This window comes from Flavobacterium sp. (assembly GCF_965284515.1).
GTDB lineage: Bacteria > Bacteroidota > Bacteroidia > Flavobacteriales > Flavobacteriaceae > Flavobacterium.
The window spans coordinates 648,573-670,723 of the sequence record NZ_OZ260089.1 but is presented as its reverse complement, the minus strand read 5'-3'; the positions used below and the strand labels follow the sequence as shown (position 1 = coordinate 670,723).

Annotated in this window: 22 protein-coding genes; 10 read left to right on the top strand and 12 right to left on the bottom strand. The window is 30.8% G+C overall.

The features are described 5' to 3' along the window. The first annotated feature begins 1 nt into the window (after nt 1). The 6 genes from ACQ65T_RS03105 to ACQ65T_RS03080 are packed head-to-tail and all read left to right on the top strand — an operon-like array spanning nt 2 to nt 7,008. Entirely contained in the window at nt 2–1,618 is a 1,617-nt protein-coding gene (locus ACQ65T_RS03105) for a BatD family protein (protein ID WP_430399636.1), read from the top strand. Then, entirely contained in the window at nt 1,618–2,622 is a 1,005-nt protein-coding gene (locus ACQ65T_RS03100) for a VWA domain-containing protein (RefSeq protein ID WP_430399635.1), read from the top strand. The genes ACQ65T_RS03105 and ACQ65T_RS03100 overlap by 1 nt, the downstream gene beginning before the upstream one ends. A gap of 16 nt (nt 2,623–2,638) precedes the next feature. Then, nucleotides 2,639–3,676: a VWA domain-containing protein gene (locus tag ACQ65T_RS03095; protein ID WP_430399634.1), complete on the top strand. Its 1,038-nt coding sequence runs from the start codon at nt 2,639–2,641 to the stop codon at nt 3,674–3,676. Between the two features lies 1 nt (nt 3,677). Continuing rightward, a complete protein-coding gene (locus tag ACQ65T_RS03090) occupies nt 3,678–4,442 on the top strand; it encodes a tetratricopeptide repeat protein (protein ID WP_430399633.1) in 765 nt (254 codons plus the stop codon). Between the two features lie 30 nt (nt 4,443–4,472). After that, nucleotides 4,473–6,221 carry a BatD family protein gene (locus ACQ65T_RS03085; RefSeq protein WP_430399632.1) on the top strand — a complete coding sequence of 583 codons (1,749 nt, stop codon included), beginning with the start codon at nt 4,473–4,475 and terminating at the stop codon, nt 6,219–6,221. A 1-nt stretch (nt 6,222) separates the two neighbouring features. Then, a complete protein-coding gene (locus ACQ65T_RS03080) occupies nt 6,223–7,008 on the top strand; it encodes a tetratricopeptide repeat protein (RefSeq protein WP_430399631.1) in 786 nt (261 codons plus the stop codon). Here the strand turns inward: ACQ65T_RS03080 and ACQ65T_RS03075 are convergent. Together ACQ65T_RS03075 and ACQ65T_RS03070 are read right to left on the bottom strand one after the other, a co-directional pair. Then, nucleotides 7,005–7,505 (bottom strand): mechanosensitive ion channel domain-containing protein, encoded by a 501-nt coding sequence (locus ACQ65T_RS03075; RefSeq protein ID WP_430399630.1) that lies wholly within the window; start codon nt 7,503–7,505, stop codon nt 7,005–7,007. The two genes, ACQ65T_RS03080 and ACQ65T_RS03075, sit on opposite strands and share 4 nt — an antisense overlap. Nucleotides 7,506–7,520: 15 nt before the next feature. Beyond that, nucleotides 7,521–8,036 (bottom strand): CvpA family protein, encoded by a 516-nt coding sequence (locus ACQ65T_RS03070; protein ID WP_430399629.1) that lies wholly within the window; start codon nt 8,034–8,036, stop codon nt 7,521–7,523. Nucleotides 8,037–8,179: 143 nt separating this feature from the next. On the opposite strand from ACQ65T_RS03070, the gene ACQ65T_RS03065 reads away from it, so the two are divergent. The 3 genes from ACQ65T_RS03065 to ACQ65T_RS03055 all read left to right on the top strand — a co-directional run bounded on the left by ACQ65T_RS03065 (nt 8,180) and on the right by ACQ65T_RS03055 (nt 10,043). Next, entirely contained in the window at nt 8,180–8,536 is a 357-nt protein-coding gene (locus tag ACQ65T_RS03065; protein ID WP_430399628.1) for a hypothetical protein, read from the top strand. Between the two features lie 78 nt (nt 8,537–8,614). Further along, entirely contained in the window at nt 8,615–9,634 is a 1,020-nt protein-coding gene (gene pheS / locus ACQ65T_RS03060; RefSeq protein WP_430399627.1) for a phenylalanine--tRNA ligase subunit alpha, read from the top strand. A 1-nt stretch (nt 9,635) separates the two neighbouring features. Then, on the top strand, nt 9,636–10,043 hold the full coding sequence (locus ACQ65T_RS03055; RefSeq protein ID WP_430399626.1) for a hypothetical protein: 408 nt from the start codon (nt 9,636–9,638) through the stop codon (nt 10,041–10,043). Between the two features lie 9 nt (nt 10,044–10,052). Here the strand turns inward: ACQ65T_RS03055 and ACQ65T_RS03050 are convergent, their stop codons facing one another. Together ACQ65T_RS03050 and ACQ65T_RS03045 are read right to left on the bottom strand one after the other, a co-directional pair. Next, nucleotides 10,053–11,120: a M48 family metallopeptidase gene (locus tag ACQ65T_RS03050; RefSeq protein ID WP_430399625.1), complete on the bottom strand. Its 1,068-nt coding sequence runs from the start codon at nt 11,118–11,120 to the stop codon at nt 10,053–10,055. Next, on the bottom strand, nt 11,120–12,079 hold the full coding sequence (locus ACQ65T_RS03045) for a YjgN family protein (RefSeq protein WP_430399624.1): 960 nt from the start codon (nt 12,077–12,079) through the stop codon (nt 11,120–11,122). Before ACQ65T_RS03045 ends, ACQ65T_RS03050 begins: the two co-directional genes overlap by 1 nt. A gap of 210 nt (nt 12,080–12,289) precedes the next feature. Between ACQ65T_RS03045 and ACQ65T_RS03040 the strand changes: the two genes are divergently transcribed. Continuing rightward, a complete protein-coding gene (locus ACQ65T_RS03040) occupies nt 12,290–15,100 on the top strand; it encodes a GH92 family glycosyl hydrolase (RefSeq protein ID WP_430399623.1) in 2,811 nt (936 codons plus the stop codon). Here ACQ65T_RS03040 and ACQ65T_RS03035 read toward each other — a convergent pair. From ACQ65T_RS03035 to ACQ65T_RS03000, 8 genes are all read right to left on the bottom strand, one after another. Continuing rightward, nucleotides 15,097–16,074 (bottom strand): TerC/Alx family metal homeostasis membrane protein, encoded by a 978-nt coding sequence (locus ACQ65T_RS03035; protein WP_430399622.1) that lies wholly within the window; start codon nt 16,072–16,074, stop codon nt 15,097–15,099. The genes ACQ65T_RS03040 and ACQ65T_RS03035 overlap by 4 nt on opposite strands. 171 nt (nt 16,075–16,245) lie before the next feature. Next, nucleotides 16,246–17,241 (bottom strand): NAD(P)H-dependent glycerol-3-phosphate dehydrogenase, encoded by a 996-nt coding sequence (locus ACQ65T_RS03030; protein WP_430399621.1) that lies wholly within the window; start codon nt 17,239–17,241, stop codon nt 16,246–16,248. A 240-nt stretch (nt 17,242–17,481) separates the two neighbouring features. After that, the gene (locus ACQ65T_RS03025) at nt 17,482–18,660 is read right to left on the bottom strand and encodes an iron-containing alcohol dehydrogenase (RefSeq protein ID WP_430399620.1); all 1,179 of its coding nucleotides are present in this window, start codon (nt 18,658–18,660) and stop codon (nt 17,482–17,484) included. A gap of 71 nt (nt 18,661–18,731) precedes the next feature. Beyond that, the gene (nadD, locus tag ACQ65T_RS03020) at nt 18,732–19,313 is read right to left on the bottom strand and encodes a nicotinate (nicotinamide) nucleotide adenylyltransferase (RefSeq protein WP_430399619.1); all 582 of its coding nucleotides are present in this window, start codon (nt 19,311–19,313) and stop codon (nt 18,732–18,734) included. Between the two features lie 68 nt (nt 19,314–19,381). Beyond that, entirely contained in the window at nt 19,382–19,954 is a 573-nt protein-coding gene (gmk, locus tag ACQ65T_RS03015) for a guanylate kinase (RefSeq protein ID WP_430399618.1), read from the bottom strand. Between the two features lie 24 nt (nt 19,955–19,978). After that, nucleotides 19,979–20,839, bottom strand: coding sequence for a YicC/YloC family endoribonuclease (locus ACQ65T_RS03010; RefSeq protein ID WP_430399617.1), 861 nt, complete (start codon nt 20,837–20,839; stop codon nt 19,979–19,981). 45 nt (nt 20,840–20,884) lie between these two features. Then, entirely contained in the window at nt 20,885–21,781 is an 897-nt protein-coding gene (locus tag ACQ65T_RS03005; protein WP_430399616.1) for a DMT family transporter, read from the bottom strand. Next, a complete protein-coding gene (locus tag ACQ65T_RS03000; protein WP_430399615.1) occupies nt 21,774–22,130 on the bottom strand; it encodes an arsenate reductase family protein in 357 nt (118 codons plus the stop codon). The genes ACQ65T_RS03005 and ACQ65T_RS03000 overlap by 8 nt, the downstream gene beginning before the upstream one ends. Between the last annotated feature and the right edge of the window lie 21 nt (nt 22,131–22,151).

The following is a 22,151-nucleotide window of genomic DNA, read 5'->3' as shown; positions in this document are numbered from 1 at the left end:
AATGTTAAAAAGAATACTTTTATATTTTTTATTTATTTCATCGTTTGTAAATGCGCAATCGATAACATCTTCTGTAGATTCTACTCAAATAAAAATTGGATCTCAGTTCAATTTAACTATTAAAGCTAACGTTTCTAAAACGGATAAGGTTGTTTTTCCCGAAGGAAAATTTTTAGGCTCCTTAGAAGTATTAGAATCGTATCCAATAGATTCAATAAAATCGAATGATAAATTAGAATTAATTAAAAAATACGGTTTAACACAATTTGATTCTGGAAAATATGTAATTCCAAAGTTAGCAGTAGTTATTAACAACAAAACATTTAGAACCGACTCTTTTTCGGTTGTTGTAAATGATGTTGTTGTTGACACGATTAAACAACAAATGTTTGATATTAAGCCTGTTATTAAAGTTGAAAAACCTACAAGTTATTGGTGGTTATATACTGTTTTAATTTTAATCGGTTTGGCATTAATTGGTTACGGAGCTTATTATTTCATTAAGAAAAAACAAAATAAAAAAAATGAAGAAGAAGCTATTTTATTTGCTTCACCAATTGAAAAAGCAATAGCGGAATTAGAGCTTTTAGAAAAGAAATCACTTTGGCAAAAAGGAGAAACAAAAGCGTATTATTCTGAACTTACAGATATAACTCGAAACTATATAGAAGAAGTAATTGAAATTCCAGCAATGGAAAGTACATCAAATGAGTTATTTGATGCTTTAAAAGTTTCTGTTCGTCAAAAAAATATAAAAATAAGCAAGGATACTTTAGATAAGTTTAAAAGAGTTATGGAAACGTCTGATTTGGTAAAATTTGCCAAGTCAAAACCGTTAGACTTTGAAATTGAAAATGATAAAAATACAATTAATACTTTTCTAATTTCTTTAGATAAAGCAATTCCAAGAACAGAAGAAGAGACAGAAAACTTATTTGTAGAAGAACTAAAACGTAAAAAAGAACGTTCACAAAAATTACAACGTATCTTTATTCCGTTAACTTTAGTTGGTATTATTTTATCTATAATTCTTGTCTTTTTAGGAGTTACAAAAGGAATGGATTTCTTAAGAGATAATATTATTGGTCACAGTACAAAATCTATGTTAGAAGATGAATGGGTTACTTCAGATTATGGAGATCCAGCAATCATTATTTCAACTCCAAAAGCATTAACAAGAAATACAGATGCTCGTATTCTAAATAACCTGCCTGAAAATGTAAAGTCAACAAGTACATTCTTTTACGGAAGTGTTTTAGATAATTTTTCAGTTGTTTTAAGTACCACTTCTTTTAAAGATTCGGTTCAAGGATCTTTAGATATGGTTTTAGAACAAGATTTAAAACAATTAGAATCTTTCGGAGCTAAAAATTTAGTTGTAAACACTGGAGATTATGAAGACCCAAAAGGATTAACAGGTAAAAAATCAGAAGGAACATTTACCGTTTTAGATCCAATTTCAAAAGAAGACATAAAAATGTATTATAACATTTTAGTGTTTTCTCAAGGAACAGGAATCCAAGAATTAATATTGGTACACAAATTGGAAGATGAAAGTGCAGCTGAAATAATGAAACGAATTGTAGAATCAATAGAGTTAAGAAAAGTAGTTAAATAATGAAGAACATAACATTTTTACATCCTGAATTTTTTTGGTTGTTTTTGGTTCTTCCAATTGCAATTGCTTGGTATTGGTTTACACATAAAAAACAACGTGCAACACTTAAAATAAGTTCAACAAAATCATTCAAAGGCAGCAGAACTCTAATAGCTAAGCTACAACCATTATTGTTCGGTTTACGAATATTGGCCTTAAGTACAATTATTTTAGCTTTAGCAAGACCAAGGAGCGTAGATGTTTCTTCAAAGTCAAGAACTACAAAAGGAATTGATATTGTTATGGCAATTGATGTTTCGGGTAGTATGTTAGCAAAAGATTTAAAGCCAAACCGTTTAGAAGCTTTAAAAAGAGTGGCTGCAGAATTTGTTGAAGATAGAATTAACGATAGAATTGGTTTGGTAGTTTATGCAGGAGAAAGTTATACAAGAACTCCCGTTACATCCGACAAGACTGTTCTTCTTCAATCACTTAAAACAATTGATTATGACGATTCTATAATTGCAGATGGAACCGGAATTGGTGTAGGGTTAGCAACTGCAATTAATCGAATTAAAGACAGCAAAGCAAAAAGCAGAATTATTATTTTACTAACTGATGGAGTAAATAATTCGGGAACTATTGATCCAAGAATGGCTGCTGATATTGCTAAAGAATATGGCATTAAAGTGTACACAATTGGAATTGGAACAAACGGAATGGCTCCTTTTCCATACGCAAAAGCACCAAATGGTAAGTTCTTGTACCAAAATATGAAAGTAGAAATCGACGAAAAGTTAATGAAGGAAATCGCCAAAACTACTGATGGAAAGTACTTTAGAGCTACAAGTAATGCTAAATTAAAAGAAATTTATACCGAAATTAATAAACTAGAAAAAACTGAAGTAGAAGAAAAAAAATACTTTAATTACGATGAGAAATACCAACCATTAGTTTGGCTTGCATTATTCTTATTATTTGTTGAGGTGCTTTTAAAGAACACTATTTTCAAAGGTTTAGTTTAAATTAGAAATTGAAACGATGTATCATCAATTAGAAAATCCACAATATTTATACTTGCTATTAATAATTCCATTATTAGTAGTTGTTTTCTTGTTTCAATTGTTTTGGAGAAGAAAAAAAAGAGCAGAATTTGGCGATTTAGAATTGGTTCAACGATTAAGTCCAGAAGCTTCTAGTTTTAAACCAGTTTTAAAGTTTGTAACCTTATCACTTGCTTTAGTTTCGATAATTATTGCTTTGGTAAACCCAAAAATTGGAACTAAAATGGAAACCGTAAAACGTCAAGGAATTGATATTGTTTTCGCTTTAGATATTTCAAAAAGTATGTTGGCCGAAGATATTGCGCCTAATCGTTTAGAAAAATCAAAACAATTAATTTCTAGTATCATCAGTACTTTAGGTAACGATAGAGTAGGAATTGTGGGTTATGCAGGTAGTGCTTATCCGGTTTTACCAATGACAACTGATTACAGTATTGCAAAAATGTATTTGCAAAACATGAATACAAACATGGTTTCTTCACAAGGAACTGCTTTAAACGATGCTATTCGATTATCCGAAACCTATTTTGATGCTGTCGACACCAGTAAACTAATCATTTTAGTTTCAGACGGAGAAGATCATGGAGCAGATTCTGATGCAGGAAGTGAATTAGCGAAAGAAAAAGGAATAAAAATAATTACTATTGGTGTAGGTACAGAAAATGGTGGGCCTATTCCAATCAAAAATGAAAGCGGTTCTCTTTCAGAATATAAAAAGGATAGTAAAGGTGAAACGGTTATTACCAAATTAAACACTGATATTTTAGAAAAAATAGCAAAAAACACAAACGGTGGTTATATAGCAGGTAATAATACAAAAGAAGCTTTAGACCGATTAAAAAATGCAATGGATAACATTGAAAAAACTGAGTTTGAAACAGAACAAATTGCCGAATATCAAACTCAATATCAATGGTTTCTTGCAGTTGCTTTTTTCTTAATATTAATTGATGTTTTCTTTTTTGAAAAGAAAACAGCTTGGATTCAAAAACTAAATTTATTTAATAATAAGTAAGATGGAAAAGATAACAGTAGCTTTAGTTTTGTTTATTACATCAGTACTTTTTAGTCAAAATAAAGACCAAAATTTATACGATGGTACAACAGCTTTTGAAGAAAAAGAGTATGTGAAATCTGAATCTAATTTAAGAGTTTCACAATCGAATAATGCTGATAAAAAAGCAGTTGCAAATTACAATTTAGGAAATAGTATTTACCGTCAAAATCAACCTTCAGAAGCGAAGTATAAATTTGCAACTGCTGTTGAAGTTGCCAAAACAAAAGAAGAGAAACATAAAGCATTTCATAATTTAGGAAATACATTTATGTTGGAAAAAAATTATCAAGGCGCAGTAGATGCTTATAAAAACGCATTACGTAATAATCCACTTGATGATGAAACACGTTATAACTATGCTTTGGCAAAGAAAAAATTAAAAGAAAATCCTCCAAAAAAAGACAAGAATAAAGACAAAAACAAGGATAAGGACAAAGATAAAAAAGACCAAGACCAAAAAGACAAGGATAAAAAAGATCAAGATAAAAAGGACGACGGTAAAGATAAGAAAGACGACAAGAAAGAAGGCGACGATAAAAAGGATAAAAATGACAAAGGAGATGAAGATAAAAAAGAACAACCTAACCCAAAACCTTCTGGAGCAAACAAGCAACAAATAGAAAATTTACTGAATGCAGTAAACAACTCTGAACAAAAAATTCAGGACAAAATAAATGCTAAAAAAGTAAAAGCTAGTCCACTAACAAACGAAAAAGATTGGTAGAAAGAAATAGAAATCCATGCGATTGATAAAATGAAAAAGACAGTAATATTTATAGTTCTCTTTTTAACTTCTTTTCTTCAAGCTCAAGTAAGGCTTGAGGCTAAAGTGAGTAAGAACACCGTTGGTTTAAATGAACGAATTCAGGTTCAGTTTTCTGTAAATGAAGATGCGGATAATTTTCAAGCTCCCGATTTTGATGGTTTTATATTAGTTGGAGGTCCATTTCAATCTCGAAATTTCTCATGGATTAACGGAGTAAAGTCATTTAGTCTTAGCTATTCTTATATTTTACAACCTAATCGTAAAGGGGTTTTAACCATTAAACCAGCAACAATTGAGTACAAAGATGAAATTATAAAATCATCTTCTGTTAAAGTAACTGTAACCGATGCTATTCCTGTTCCAAAAGATCCCAATAGTCCAGATTATGTTGCAGGAGAAGGGGTTCATTTAGTAGCTGAAATTTCTAATTCAAATCCATACGTGAATGAACCTTTAACGGTTGTTTACAAATTGTATTTTGATCCACGATTTATTATTCGAAATGTAAAAGAGCTTAAAAACCCTAAGTATAATGGTTTTTGGAGTCAACATATTGATATTCAAAAATTAGAAGCTGTCGAAGCTACTTATAACGGACAAGACTATGCAATGGTGATGTGGCGAAAAGTAATTTTATATCCGCTTGAAGCAGGAAACAAACCAATAGAACCACTTTCTATTAATCTAGAAATTCAAGTTCCTTCTGGAAGAAGAAACATGTTTGGACAGCAATCGTATCAATTAACTACCAAAACAGTTACGGCTGGTTCAAGAACTATTAATGTAAAACCGCTTCCTGAAAATGGTAAACCAACTGATTTTACTGGTGCGGTAGGTAATTTTACATTTAAAGTAAAACCATCAAAAACAAAATTAAAAACAGGTGAATCGTTAGATTTGGAAATAGCAGTTTCAGGAAATGGAAATTTAAAATTATTCGATTTACCAAAAACTGAATTCCCAAGTGCTTTTGAAGTGTTTGATCCGCAACATAAAGAAGAAGTAAAAACACCTTTATCTGGAATGAACGGTAAAATTTCAGACACTTATACAATTGTTCCTCAGTTTAAAGGAAAATATACGATTCAACCTATAACTTTCAGTTACTTTGATTTAGGTTCAAAAACTTATAAAACCATAACTTCTGAAGAAATTACGATTGATGTTTTAGATAATCCAAATTTTACGGCAAACACAAATGCAGTTGCGTCTAATAAAAAAGAAGTTGTTAAAAATAACGTTTTCCAATTCATAAAATTAAATTCTAAATTCGAATCAGTTACTAAAAAAGATTTCTTAGGTTCAAATTTATTCTATTCGTTATTGTTTGCCCCTTTACTTTTAATTCCAATTGTCATTTTAGCGAAGAAGAAAAAAGAAGCTATCGATGCAGATGTTTTTGGCAATAAAGTAAAAAGAAACAATCGCTTGGCTAAAAAATTCTTGTCAGACGCCAAAAAACAAATGGGTAATAAGGTGCCATTTTATATGGCAATGGAAAAAGCGTTACACAATTTCTTGAAAGCAAAATTACACATTGAAACTTCAGAAATGAGTAAAGAAAACATTCAAGAAATGTTACGTGATAAACAAGCAAATGAAAACGATGTAGCACAATTTATGCAATTAATGAACGATTGCGAGTTTGCTCGTTATACACCGTCATCTGATGTAGCAATGCAAAAAGATTACGACAAAGCTGTTGAAATAATTTCTGACCTTTCAAAACAACTATAATATGAAGACTATACTAAAAAGCATCGTTTTTATTTTACTTTCAACCGTTGTTTTTGCAAACGAATCTGACGAAGTAAGCAAAGCATTTGCTAATGCAAACGAATTGTATAAAAAAGAAAATTACGAAGCAGCAGCAGCTAAATATGAGTTCATAAATTCGAATTTGAAAGTAGAATCTGCCGAATTGTATTTCAATTTAGGAAACTGCTATTACAAACTAGACAAAATAGCCCCAGCGATTTATAATTTTGAAAAAGCGTTATTGTTCAACCCAAATGATGAGGTTGTGAAAACCAATTTAGAATTTGCACAAAAAAAGGCCATTGACGATATTAAAACTGTTCCAGAAGTGGGTGTTTCAAAGGCCATTTATGCTTTTGTAGGCAAATGGCATTATGATTCATGGGCTTGGATTGCAGTAATCATGTCGCTATTATTTTTACTCACTTTTTTAGGGTATTATTTTGGGAATACAACAGTAATTAAACGAATATTCTTTACTGGAATGTTTGTGTTTTTAGTTGGGATTTTAATCACCCTTTCAGCGGCTTTTTTACAAAAACAAAACGATGTAAAAACAAAACCGGCCATTGTATTCAGTTCGGCGGTTAATGTTAAAGCAGAGCCAAAAAGTAGTACAGACGATGTATTGGTTCTACACGAAGGAACAAAAGTATTTGTTTTGGAAACTTTAGACAATTGGAAAAAAATTCAATTAACTGATAAAACCCAAGGTTGGATAGAAAAAGACGCAATTAAGGAGTTGAAGGAAATGAAATCATATTAAGATTTTAAATTTTTCTTTTTAATCATTTTTTGTAAAAAAACATTGTTTGGTAAAAAAATTTCTTCATCATTCTTTGTTTTTAATTTTACGAAAAATAAGGTAACATCGCTTATTCGGCCTTCTAATTCATAATCTTTATCCAAAATAATAATTGTGTCATCTAATTTTACAGATTGATTAAAAAATATTATCAAACCAGAAGTGAGGTTTGATAATAATGACCATTGTGCAAAAAGGGCAATACCTATAACAGTTAAAACAGAGGCCATAAATACAAATAACTCAGATTGATCTACCCCCCAAACAGTTAAAATAAAAATCAGGGTTATTGATAGGAGTATTATTTGAACAATTTTTTTAATTATTTTTCCTCTAGTTTTATGTAGCATATTATTAGCAACAGTTTTATCAATTGACCTAATTATTAAATAACGGATAATAAAAAACACTACAATTGCGATTGTTGTTTCTAAAGTTTTTAATTCAATTAATTGCATTTCTTTTTTATGAGTTTAGTTAGTTTCTTTTTCGTCACTTAGTCCTTCATACCATTCTTCAATTTGCGGATAAACAAAAGCTGAAATTTCTTTAGTTGGGTTGTAAAAAATTGACTCATCAAGAGTTTCTTGTTTTGCCAACATATTATTTACATTGATTTTTTCGAACAATAGAATAACAATACTCAAAGCTAATATGGTTTTTAGAACACTAAATCCCGCACCTGCTAATCGGTTAATCCAACCTAAATAAGCAAAATCAACAATTTTAGTCAGCAATTTAGCCGAAAGATGAATTACAACTACAACAGTAATAAAAGTTAATGCAAAAGCAGTTATTTCTATGTATTTTGGATCCCAACTTACTTTTGTTTCTATCACAGCTCTTACAATATGCGAAAATTTTATGGCTACAAAAATTCCAACAACTAAAGCAAGAAGTGATGCAATTTCAACAAAAAGGCCATTTTTTAACCCTTTGTAAATGGCGTAGCCTAATAATACAGCGAAAATAATATCAATAAAACTCATAAAAAAGAAAATAGATGAAAGAACAAAGATAAAAGAATTAACGAAAGTCAATTTACTATCTTTGCACCAAATTGGTAATAGGAGTTTGGTAAATGGTATTTGTAATCCTATAGTCCAAAACCTAAAACCCAAAACCCAAAAAAATGTCAAGAGACGAACAACTTAAAGAACGCTGGGACAAAGTAGTAAAACTGCTTTCTGATAAATTTGCGGATGGCGATGTATTAGACCTAGACGCTATTATATATTTAATTGGAGTACAAGAATTAGGAAAATTCAATGCTGAGTTTAAAAAGGACGAAAAAATAAACTTAATGCATATTGCAATATGTAGAGTTTTAGAACCTTATGGTTATTATGAATTTGAATATTTCGATAACGAAGGCTGGCCTCATTATGCGGTAAAAGAACAATTGCCACCTCTAAAAGCAGGTGAACAATCTATTTTAATGAAAGATGCTATCGTAAATTATTTTATTGATAAAGAGCTAATAGATTAGTGTTATATAAAATCCTATAACCCATAAACTAAAACCTAAAACCTTTTTCTTAACTTTGCACCTTTATAAGCAAGAACGATGATTGATCAGATTAAAAAACACATTGAAGAAGTAAACGCTTTTCAAGCCGATAATAAAGAGAAAATTGAAGAGTTTAGAATTAAATTTTTAGGAAGCAAAGGCCTTTTAAAAGAGTTATTTGCCGAATTTAAAAATGTTCCAAACGAAATGAAAAAGGAATTCGGACAAGTAATCAATCAACTGAAAACTTCTGCCGAAGAAAAAGTTGCGTCTTTACAAGATCAAATTGAAAGCAAAGAAGAATCTAAAGGAACTTATGGCGACTTAACACGTCCTGGATATCCATTAAACTTAGGTTCTCGTCACCCAATTTCACTTGTAAAAAATCAAATTATTGATATCTTTTCAAATGTGGGTTTCAACGTTTCTGAAGGTCCAGAAATTGAAGACGATTGGCATAATTTTACTGCACTAAACTTGCCGGAATATCACCCAGCGCGTGATATGCAAGATACTTTCTTTATTCAAACCAATCCAGATACGTTATTGCGTACGCATACTTCATCTGTGCAAGTGCGTTATATGGAAAACAATAAACCGCCTATTAGAACAATTTCACCGGGTAGGGTTTTCCGTAATGAAGCAATTTCTGCTCGTTCACATTGTATTTTCCATCAAGTGGAAGGATTGTATATTGATAAAGATGTATCGTTTGCCGATTTAAAACAGACTTTATTACACTTTACAAAAGAAATGTTCGGAAAGTCAAAAATTCGTCTAAGACCTTCTTATTTTCCATTTACAGAACCAAGTGCTGAAATTGATATCTATTGGGGTTTAAAAACAGAAACCGATTATAGAATTACAAAAGGTACAGGTTGGTTGGAAATTGGAGGTTGTGGAATGGTTGACCCAAATGTTTTAAAGAACTGCGGAATCAATCCAGAAGAATATTCAGGGTTTGCATTTGGTATGGGAGTTGAGCGTATTGCAATGCTATTGCATCAAATTGGCGATATAAGAATGTTTTTTGAAAACGACGTTCGTTTCTTACAACAATTTAAGTCAAGTATCTAAAATGAAAGCAGATATAATTATACCAAAAGTAGAAAACGTTCATGTTGTAGCTATACAAGAATGGAGCGATGATTTCCAAGAAAATTGTTGGTATGCCTATTTGTTAAATGCTACAAATGAAACTTTAGAAATGGCAATGGTTGTTTCTCGTGCTTATGGTTTAATTGACGGAGAACAAAGAAATACAATGTCTTTACGACATGCATTTGCAAAAGTAGAACCTCAAACAGCAGTAAGAATTGAATTCCTTGAGAATAATTTATTACAATTGAATAATGAATTCATGTTGTCTTATTTTATCGGTAACAAAATGTTCGATAAAAAATTTATTTTTAAAACCAATTCTATAAACGAAAAAGGCCAATCCGATTTGCCTGTTATTAGTAAACGAGGTGTTATTGCAATATAAAAAAAGACTCTAATTAGAGTCTTTCTTCATTTTAACGAATAGTTCATTTATTCTTTTATTTTCTTTAACTTCATACTCGTTCTTTTTAATAAGTTCTTTTATGTAATTACTTCTTTCAGAAGTAATAGGATGAGAACTTAAAAATTCAGGAATCTCTATAGATGAATGACTCTCCAACCTTTCAAATAGCTGGAGCATACCATTAGGGTCAATTTTATTTCTATTTAAAATAGCCAACGCATCAATGTCAGCTTCTTTTTCAAAAGTTCTTGAATAAGACATCGATTGCAAACTATGAATATTGTCCCCAATTACTGCAGTTATACCGTTAACATCATTAAAAATAGCAGAGATGAATAAGTATCCAGAAAGGTTTCTACACAACATTTTCATTGAATGTCTTCTGTTTACATGCGAAGCTTCATGACCAATTAGTCCTACCAATTCGTTTTCGCTTTTTAATTCATCTAATAAACCTGTAAATACAATAATGTTTCCATCAGGTAAAGCAAAAGCATTTACAAGAGAAGATTCTATAACCGTAAATTTTAATGGCTTTGTATTATTTAGATTTAGTTCTTGGCTGAAATCGTTTAATAGTTTGGTTTTTTCTTCATCTACAATTTCCGATTCTAAGTACTCATCTATAAATAACCCACTCATTTGGTCATCATAATCTTCGGGAATAATTGCAACTGCTTTTTCAGCAATAAACGGTACAAAATAAAAATACAAGGCTCCAATAAAACCTAGAAACAATAATGATAAAACGATATGCGTTCCTGTGCTGAAAGCAATCAATTTATCGTACCAATTAATTTGGTTGTTTCGTTTTAAATATTTCTGAATAGTATCAATAAACTTAAGATCATCAATTTTTATTTGTTGAACTTGATCTTCACCAAACTGTAGTGTTAAATGATTATCATTTTTAACGCTTTTTGTCTCCAAAAGGTTAATTCTTTTTTGAAAAGAAGGTGCGCTAATAGTTAGCACACCTCTAATAGTATCAAAAGATAATTGAATTTTTTGTGGTGTTGACGATTTTCCGTCAAAATAAATTGCGGAAGAATTCATTAGAAAATAAATTCAAGATCTAAGATGTCGCTAATATCTTCTCCAGTAGCGTCTTTATAGTTTTCTTCGGTTTGAGCAATGGCATTTAAATCAATATCTCCTTCTAGTTGAATTTTATTGGCCACAAACTCTAAAGTTCTTGTCATTGCCCAAGCATAACCTAATCCTAAAGTAAATAGAATGATTAACATGTTCACGAAAATTAAACTAAAAAAATCTCCACCAGTAGCTATAGATTTTAATTTTATCTTTTGGTCATTGTTTTCAAGGCTTAAATTGTTTACAAAATATTCAAAAATATCTCTTTGCCACCAAAACGAATAAATACCTAAAGTGAAAATAGTTAAGAAATATCCCTTTAAGTTCAATAAGAAATAATCTCCACCATCACCAAGATATTTAAATTTTATATTTCCAAATCGAATGTTACTTAATACATATTTTCTAATATTAATTGTCATCCAAGCCCCATAAATACCTAAAGTTAAAATTGTAAACAATAAGTTTTTAAAGAATAAAGCTATAAATTCATTTCTATCACCTCTGTATCCAAACCTAATTCCTCTCCAAGAGGTTCTAGACATTCTGTAGCGGTAAGAACCATGAATTGCCAAAGGAATAAAAGCAAGTATTAAAACATAAAAAACTAAAAGCCCAACAACAGGCATTTTTAGATGAATAAACAAGAATAATATTGCATATAATGCAATAAAAATTACCATTGCTTTTATAAACCCTTTAAACATTTCTTTTCCTGTTCCATGAAAAGAAAAGGCATCATTGTTTAATGAAGAAGATCCATAAACATATTGCAATACTTTAGCTTTAGCCCATGGATAGTAAAACCCTAAAGTTATAACTGTAAGCAACCAGTTTATAACTATTATTCCAAATAACTCACTTCCTTTTCCGCTATAATTTAATTTATAGTCTTGTTTTGTTGATAAATTGTTTTCCATTTTTTATAGTTTTTTAGATTTGCTAATATAAAATTGTTTTTCAAAACCTCCGAATTAATTTACAAAAACAAAAGTGTTTTTCTGTTATTTTTGCGACTCTATTTTACTTTTTTTGTGAAATAATGTCTTTGTTTAGGGAACTAAATCACAAAATAGAATTGCTAAACTCATATTAATTCCTCAATTTTATAATTTATTTAAAACTACAAAATGAGGATTTTTTTTCTATACCTATTTTTCATAGCAAGCGCTTCGTTTGCACAAGATTTTGCGAAACATGTAAACCCATTTATTGGAACGGGTGGTCACGGGCATACTTTTCCAGGAGCAACAGTTCCTTATGGAATGGTGCAATTGTCTCCAGACACACGAATCGATGGTAGTTGGGATGGTTGTTCGGGTTATCATTATTCAGATAATTTAATTTATGGCTTTTCGCACACGCATTTGAATGGAACCGGAGTTTCTGATTATGGCGATATCATGTTGATGCCAACAATGGGTAAACCCGTCGTTGATAATAAAGAATATTCTTCTACTTTTTCGCATACCAACGAAAAAGCTTCCGCAGGATTTTACTCCGTGAAATTAGACAAACACGATATAGATGTGCGTTTGACGACTTCAACACGCGTGGGTTTTCATGAATATACTTTTAATAAAGACGGTCAAGCCAATATTATTTTAGATTTAAACCATCGTGATAAATTATTGGAAGGAAGAATTCGAGTTGTAAACAATAAGACTATTGAAGTTTTGAGAAGAAGTGAAGCTTGGGCTCAAAATCAATATGTATATGCTCGAATTGAGTTCAATGTAGCTTTTGAAAATATTTATTTTGGTAAAAAAGCTAATCAGAATAAAACAGCTGATATTGTCGAATTAAGTTCTGCTACTTTTTCAAAACAAGTTAAAAAAGGAGAAAAAATTCAAGTAAAAGTATCACTTTCGCCAACAAGTTATGAAGGTGCTAAATTAAACAGTTCAGAAATCAAACATTGGGATTTTGAAAAAGTTAAGAAAGATGCAGAAACACTTTGGAACAAAGAATTATCCAAAATTGAGGTAACTTCTAATGATGAAGATAAGTTAGCCATTTTCTATACAGCTTTATACCACACCATGATGCAACCCAATATTGCTCAAGATATAGATGGAAAATATCGTGGTAGAGATAACGAAATTCACATTGCGGAGGGATTTAATTATTATACGGTTTTTTCATTGTGGGATACGTTTAGAGCAGCGCATCCTTTATACACTTTAATAGATAAAAAACGAACTTCAGATTATATCAATACCTTTATTAAACAATACGAACAAGGTGGAAGATTACCGGTTTGGGAATTGGCTTCTAATGAAACCGATTGTATGATTGGTTATCATTCCGTTTCTGTTATTGCCGATGCTATGGCTAAAGGAATTCAAGGTTTTGATTATGAAAAAGCTTTTGAAGCCAGTAAAGCTTCTGCAATGCGAGATGTTTTAGGTTTAGAAGCGTATAAGAAAAACGGATTCATTTCTATTGATGATGACCATGAAAGTGTTTCTAAAACCGTAGAATACGCCTATGACGATTGGTGTATAGCACAAATGGCGATGCTTTTAGATAAAAAAGAAGATTACGACTATTTCATGAAACGTTCGCAAAGTTGGAAAAACCTTTTCGATTGGGAAACAGGCTTTATTCGTCCAAAGAAAAATGGCGGCTGGGACAAACCTTTCGATCCAAGAGAAGTCAACAATAATTTTACAGAAGGAAATGCATGGCAATACACGTTTTTCGTTCCTCATGATATTCAAGGAATGATTGATGCTTATGGAGGAAATGATAAGTTTGAAGCCAAATTAGACGAAATGTTTAATTCTGAAAGTAAAACCACAGGAAGAGAACAAGTAGATGTTACAGGGTTAATTGGTCAATACGCACATGGAAACGAACCGAGTCATCACATGGCGTATTTGTATAATTATGTAGGTAAACCTGAAAAAACTAATGAAAAAGTAAAATACATTCTTGATAATTTCTACACAAACACACCAGATGGTTTAATAGGAAACGAAGATTGCGGACAAATGTCTGCTTGGTATGTGTTGAGTTCGATGGGGATTTATCAAGTTACACCAGGAGAGGATTATTGGCAAACAACTACTAATCCATACTTTGAGAATGTTAAAGTTGCCAAAGAAGATGGTAGAAAAGCTTTCGTTTCATTACCATACGACAGAACAGGTTTTTTAAATCAAGAAGGTAGGGAAACAGTTAAAAAAGAACAGTTTAAATCAATTATTCCTGTTCCCGTAATTCAAGCTGAAAGTAAATCTTTTAAAGATAAAATGACAATTCAAATTCATCATTTAAAACAGTTTGACCAAAAGGTGTTTTATAGAATTCTTGATGATTCAAAAGTAATTCCACCATTTATTCCTTATTCTGAAGCATTTGAAATTAGTAAATCTTCAAAAATTGAAGCATATATAGAAGAAATGGCTGGTGGAAAGCCACCAAGAAGCAATACTATTTCTGCACAATTCTTCAAAAAACCAAACAATTACACTATTGATATTAAATCAAAATTCAATTCACAATACCATGCTGGTGGAGCAGAAGGTTTAATTGATGGAATATTTGGTAATGAAAACTGGAGAAAAGGTGAATGGCAAGGGTATCAAAACCAAGATTTTGAAGCAGTAATTGACCTTAAGGAAACGAAAATTATCTCTAAAATAAGTTCAAATTACTTGCAAGACACACGTTCGTGGATATTGATGCCGACTAAAGTAGAGTATCACATATCAGAAGACAATATCAAATTTACAAAAGTTGGAACTGTTGAAAATTCAGTTGATCCAAAAGAATATGAAACAGTTATAAAATCATTCGATTTAAAGTTTACAGCTCAAAAAGCAAGATATGTAAAAGTTATTGCAACCAATTTTGGTAAATTACCAGAATGGCACCAAGGTTTTCCATCAAACGGAGATGCGTTTATTTTTATTGATGAGGTAAGTGTTGATTAATCTTTTATTGGAAAAACTAATGACCAAATAATAGAAATTACCAATATTCCACCTACAACTCCTAATGAGACCATTGATGAGATATGAAAGAAGGGTGCAATAATCATTTTCACACCTATAAAACTTAAAATAAGCGCTAATCCGTAGTGTAAACGGCTAAACATATACATAAAGTTGGCTAATAAGAAATAAAGCGAACGAAGCCCTAAAATAGCAAATATGTTGGATGTGTATAAAATAAAAGGATCATCTGGTGCAATGGCAAAAATTGCAGGAATACTGTCTACCGCAAAAAGCAAATCGGTAAACTCAACTATTGCAACAACTACCAATAATGGAGTAACCATTTTTATTCCGTTTTGAACCGTGAAAAATTTATCGCCATCAAAATTCGGACTTACTTTAAATAGTTTGTGAACTAATTTTGAACCTGCACTTTTAGAAAAATCTTTGTCACCATCATCTTCACTATGACTAAACCAAGATTTAAAACCGGCAATAATTAAAATAAATCCAAAAATGGTTAGTAAATAATTAATTTTTACTAGATGACCAAAAAGCTCCATTTCTGGTAAATACGTGTAATTTAAAATCCATACACCTGTAAAAATAAAGATGGCTCTAAAAAATAATGCACCAAGAACGCCCCAAAACAAGACTTTATGTTGCGATTCTTTAGCTACATTAAAATAGCCAAAGACTAAGATAAATACAAAAAGGTTATCTACAGAAAGTGCTTTTTCTATCCAATATGCACCTTGAAACTGCATAAACTGCTCAGCTCCTAAGTAATAATAAATTATCCCACTAAAACCCATTGCTAAAGAAATCCATGTAACTGACCACATAGCTGCTTCTCTATTGGATATAGCATGACTTTTTTTGTTTAAAACACCTAAATCTAGCAATAACATTGCAATAATTATAATGCTAAAAACACCTAAAATTACAGGATGATTTATTAAATGGTCCATAAGTTATTTTTTTGCAAATTTACTACATGATTTTTTCTCCAAGGGAAAAGTGATTAATTTGTTGAAAATCAACATTTTAAGTTGGTTTTTTAAAAACAAAAAACAGACTAACTTTTTGTAAATCAAATTGTTAAGTCTGTTTTTGTATATGACGACTAATTTCGAAAAAAATTAATCTAATTTATCTGCTAGTTTTTTAAACACTGCTTTTGGCTCTTTTCCTTCATACAAAATAGCATAAACAGCATCAATAATTGGCGTTTTTGCTCCGTGCTTTTGATTTAACAAATAAGCACTTTTAGATGCGTAATATCCTTCAGCCACCATACTCATTTCCATTTGCGCCGATTTTACGGTGTATCCTTTGCCAATCATGTTTCCAAACATTCTATTTCTAGAAAAAACAGAATAACCAGTAACTAATAAATCACCTAAATATGCTGAATTATTAATGTTACGTTTCATTTTGTGTACTTTGCTAATGAATTTCTTCATTTCACGAATTCCATTACTCATCAAAACTGATTGAAAGTTGTCTCCATAGCCTAAACCGTGTGCAATACCTGCAGAAATGGCATAAATGTTTTTAAGCATTGCAGCATACTCTGTTCCAATGATATCGTCGGAAGTTTTAGTTTTAATATAATCTGAACTTACATTTTTTGCCATTAACTTTGCCTTTTCTTTATCTCCACAAGCTAAAGTCAAATACGAAAGTCGTTCCATTGCAACTTCTTCTGCATGACAAGGACCAGTTAACACCCCAATATTTTCGTAAGGAACATTGAATTTTTGATGAAAGTGTTCACCAACAATTAAACTAGTTTCTGGAACAATCCCTTTTATAGCTGAAAAAATTACTTTTCCCTCTAAGCTTTCAGTTAGTTGTTCCAATTCTCCACTTAAAAATGCTGATGGAATAGCAAAAATGATATAATCTGCATAAGCAACAGCTTCATTTATATCATTTGTAAGTTTTAGTTTTTTTACATCAAACTCTACCGAACTTAAATAGTTTGGGTTATGGTATTGATGTTTAATATGTTCAACAGCATAAGTGCTTCTCATGTACCATGCAATTTCTGACTGGTTTTCACACAACATTTTTGCAATAGCAGTAGCCCAACTTCCTCCGCCAATAACTGCAAATTTTGGATTTTTTTCCATTCTTGTTCCGTTTTTAGGAAATTCAAAGGTAAAGAAATACTTTCAATTTTAAAAAATCATTGAAAGCTAACCATTTAAAAATGTTAATTTTAATTGAGTTGAACAATTTATTCTTTTATTGTTCGTTATAACTTTTATTGCTTCAACTTATTTTTAATAGTTTAGGTTATCTATTTATAGTTGTAAAAAAAAGCGTTTAAAGTAATTTAAACGCTTTTTTGTTGAAATTAAATGATTGAATTAATAACTCATTTCTACAATTTCACGGACTTTTTCAGGTGTAATATTTTGTTTTTCACCTAATGCTTTCCAACCTCTTTCTTCAAAACGATTTACTATGAAATCTGCAGTTTTTGAATACTCTGTAGTATTCTCGGATAATTTTGTTTTCATTCCCATGATGTGGAAAAATTCTACTGTTTTTTCAATGGCTTTTTTAGCAATTTCTTCGGTTGAACCTTCTTGAATATTCCAAACACGTTTTCCGTATTGTGCCAGCTTATCTTTTTTAGATTCAAACATCACCTTGTATAAGTTCGGACCAATTATAGCTAAGGTTCTAGCGTGGTCAATTTCATATAAAGCCGTTAATTCGTGGCCAATCATATGTGTTGCCCAATCAGAAGGCACACCTTTTTGAATTAATCCGTTTAAAGCCATTGTTGCACTCCAAACAAAATTAGAAGCTAATTTATAATCAGTTGGATTTTCTACAACACACGGTCCAATTTCAATTAATGTTTGTAGAATGCTTTCAGCAATTCTATCCTGTAAAATAGCATCATGCGTATAGGTTAAATATTGTTCCATAGTATGTGTAAATGCATCTACCACACCATTTTGTAATTGTCTTTTTGGTAAAGATGTAATAACTGTAGGGTCTACAATAGAAAATTTTGGAAATAAAGCACTACCGCCCAAAGTTAATTTTTCTTGTGTTTCATTAATTGTTACAACTGCCCCAGAGTTCATCTCTGAACCGGTTGCAGGTAATGTTAAAACGGTTCCAAAAGGAATAACCTCATTGATATCTTTAAATAAAATTCTTTTTCTTAAAATTTCTACAGCATCACCCTTGTAGTTTACCGCTCCAGATATAAATTTAACACCATCGATAACACTTCCTCCTCCAACTGCTAAAATGAATCCAACTTTGTGTTCACGAATAATTTCAACCGCTTTCATTAATGTTTCAAAACGTGGGTTGGGCTCAATTCCGCCAAATTCAACAATATTATTTTCATCAAATTCTGTTGCTAAAGCTGTTTTGACTTGATCGTAAACCCCATTTTTAAATATACTCCCACCTCCATAAGCGATAAGAATTTTTGTATTTGCAGGTACTAAGTCTTTTAATTTTTCAATTTGTCCTTTTCCAAAGACATAGTTTACAGGATTGTATAATTCGAAGTTTAACATAACTTATATTTGTTTTTAGAATTACAAATTTAAGGAATGTAATGCGGAACGAATGGTAAAGGAATGTTAAGTTATTTTTTATAAAACAAATTATGCTCTACATATTCCCAAACTTTATTAGGTAACATAGGAATTACATTTTTTCCTTTTTTAATGCTATCGCGAATGAAAGTAGAAGATAATTCCACTATTGGCGCATCCACCCTATGAATTTTAGGATGATTTTTAAATTGACTGTCTATCTCACCAGATTTTAATCTTGGATACACGTATATATCATGATTTTGTAAAATCACTTCATAATTTTTCCATTTGTGAAGCGAATTCAAATTGTCTTCGCCCATAATTAAAGAAAATTCATATTTCGGAAATTTTTCTTGTAGATGTACTAAAGTGTTTACGGTATAATTAGGTTGAGGCAACTTAAATTCAACATCAGAAGGTTTAATTTTTGGAAAATTTCCAGTTGCTAAATGAACCATTTCTAAACGATGGTAATCATCTAAAAGGGTGTTTTTTTTCTTGTGTGGATTATGAGGCGTAACAACCATCCAAATTTGATCTAAATCAGAATATTCTGACATGTGATTGGCAATAATTAAATGGCCAATATGAATAGGGTTAAATGTTCCGAAATACAATCCGATTTTCATGATTTAAGTTTTAAGCTAACAGCTAACAGCTAACAGCTAAAACTGTAAACCGTCAACTGTAAACTAAATTACGTATTAATAAATTCCTTTACCAACTTATATGCATCTTCTTTTGCAACATTTAAGTCGTAATTTTTAATTATTTTATCAAATTGTGGAGCTGTTGCTAACTCAACTGAAGCCTTTGCGATACGCATATTAATTTTGTCTTCACTTTCTGTAGAACGTAATTTTAACCTTCTTTTCAACTCATCCACACTTGGGGGTTTTACAAAAACAGCTAAAGTTTCCTCTGGAAATTTACTTTTAATTCGCAATCCGCCTGCAACATCAATATCAAAAATCACATGTTTACCTAGAGCCCAAATGCGTTCTACTTCTTTTTGTAAAGTTCCGTAGAAGTTATCGGTATACACTTCTTCCCATTCTACAAAATCTTCTGCTTTAATGTGTTTTTTGAATTCTTCCCAAGAAATAAAATAATAATCTGTTCCATTAATTTCTTTTCCTCTTGGTTCACGTGTTGTACAAGAGATAGAAAATTCAAGGTTTAAATCAGGCTGGGCTAATAAATGTTTAACTATAGTTGTTTTTCCTGAACCAGAAGGTGCAGAGAATACTAGTAATTTTCCTTTAGTCATTGTGTTGTTGTTTTTGTAATTTTATTAAAGAACATTTAGAACTTGTTCCTTAATTTTTTCCAATTCATCTTTCATCATTACTACTAATTTTTGCATTTCTGCATGGTTCGATTTTGAACCCATAGTGTTGATTTCTCTTCCCATTTCTTGTGTAATAAAACCTAATTTTCGGCCTAATGCTCCTTCATTATTCATGGTTTCTAAGAAATAATCTAAATGATTGGTTAAACGAACTTTCTCTTCGGTAATGTCTAATTTTTCTAAATAATAAATCAACTCTTGTTCGAAACGGTTTTCGTCAACTGTAGTTTTTAATTCTTCAATAGCTGTAAAAAGACGGTCTTTAATGTTTTGTACTCTTTCTGGATCCAAAACTAAAGCTTGTTCCATATAAGAACGAATATTTGCTATACGCAATTGAAATTCTTTTTCAAGAGAAACTCCTTCGTCTATTCTAAAGTTGGCAATATTATTTAAAGCTTCGTTTATAACACCTTCAATATGTTTCCACTCTTCTTTGTCTAATTCCTCTCGCTCTGTTTTTAATGCGTCAGGCATTCTTACAGCCATTTTCATTAATTCGGTTGCATCTGCACTAGGAATAACTTCTTTCATTTGATTAATATATCCTTTTACAATAGGTACATTAATTTTAGCAGAAGTTTCCTCTCCTGTAACTTCAATATATAATGAAAAATCAATTTTACCGCGTTCTAATTTTTGAGCAATAGTATTACGTATCTGTAATTCCATCTCTCTGTAAATAGAAGGAGTTCTTACGTTCAAGTCTAAACCTTTACTGTTTAATGATTTAAGTTCTACGGTAATTTTTTTATTTGGTAATTGTAAGAAGGCTTTACCAAAACCTGTCATTGATTGTATCATACAATTGTTTTAAAGAATTCAAAGATAAGAAAAAGTGTTTAGTGTTTAGTTTTCGGTAATCTTTTTTGGTTTATGAGTTACTAAATAAACACCAGTAAAAATCAAAACAGCTGAAAATATTTTAATTAAATTTAATTCATCTTTGCCTAAACTGATTGCAAATGTTGCTGCAAAAAGAGGTTGTAAATAAATGAATACTGATAATGTGGTCGGCTTAAGATGCTTCATTGCCGTCAGGTTTATTAGATAAGCCAGAAAAGTAGTAAACAAAACAACAAAGCCTATTTTATAATAAATGTCTGTTGGAATGACGCCCCAATTGATGCTGATTAATTCAAAATAACCAAAAGGTAAAACATAAAGCAATCCAAAAGTGTAAATCCATTTTATAAAAGTAAAAGCATGGTACTTTGTGATCAATTTTTTGATAAGAATTAAATAGATAGCGTAAGAAAAAGCATTAATAAATACTAAAAAATTTCCCCAACCCGCATTTGAACTATCTCCTATAGACTTACCATATAAAATTAAAATTGCGGTTCCTGTTAATCCAATAATAATTCCGAATACTTTTTTAAGTTCAATTCTTTCTTTAATAATGATTGCCGAGAGAATTAAAACAATAATAGGCGCTGTTACCATTATTACCGATGCACTAATAGGAGAAGTGAAACTTAGGCCTTTAAAAAAAGTAAGCTGATTTAACGCAACTCCAAAAAAAGCGGCTGCCATAATGCGAGGAAAATCCTTCTTCTCTATTTTTTCTTTAGGTCCAAAAAAAGTAAGAATCCAAAACAAAAAAGTTCCACCAATTGCGCGAATAACTATGAATCCGTAGGGTTGGACATAAGTTGGCATTACATCTTTAGCAACAGTAAAAGTAGAGCCGTAAATCATGGCCACAAAAGTTGCTCCAATAATTGCTAAGCTTCTTTTAGACATTTTCTAAGGCCTTCATTGCTTTTAAAATAGTAGCTTGTGAGTTTCCAATAAATATTTCATTTTTAATAATGAAAACCGGTCGACTTAAAAAAGTATAATGTTCTAGAATTAAGGCTTTGTATTCTTTTTCTGTTAAAATCTGATTTTTTAAACCTCTCTCTTTATATAGTTGAGCTCTTTTGCTAAATAAGGCTTCATAACTTCCAGATAAATCATACATTTTTGCAAGTGACACCTCATTTATTTGATTTTCTCTAATGTCTTGAAAATCTAAATCAATATTTTTGGGTAACGTTTTAATTATTTTTCGGCAAGTATCGCAAGAAGCTAAATAATAAATAGTGTTCATTCTTTTTTTACAAAAGTAATG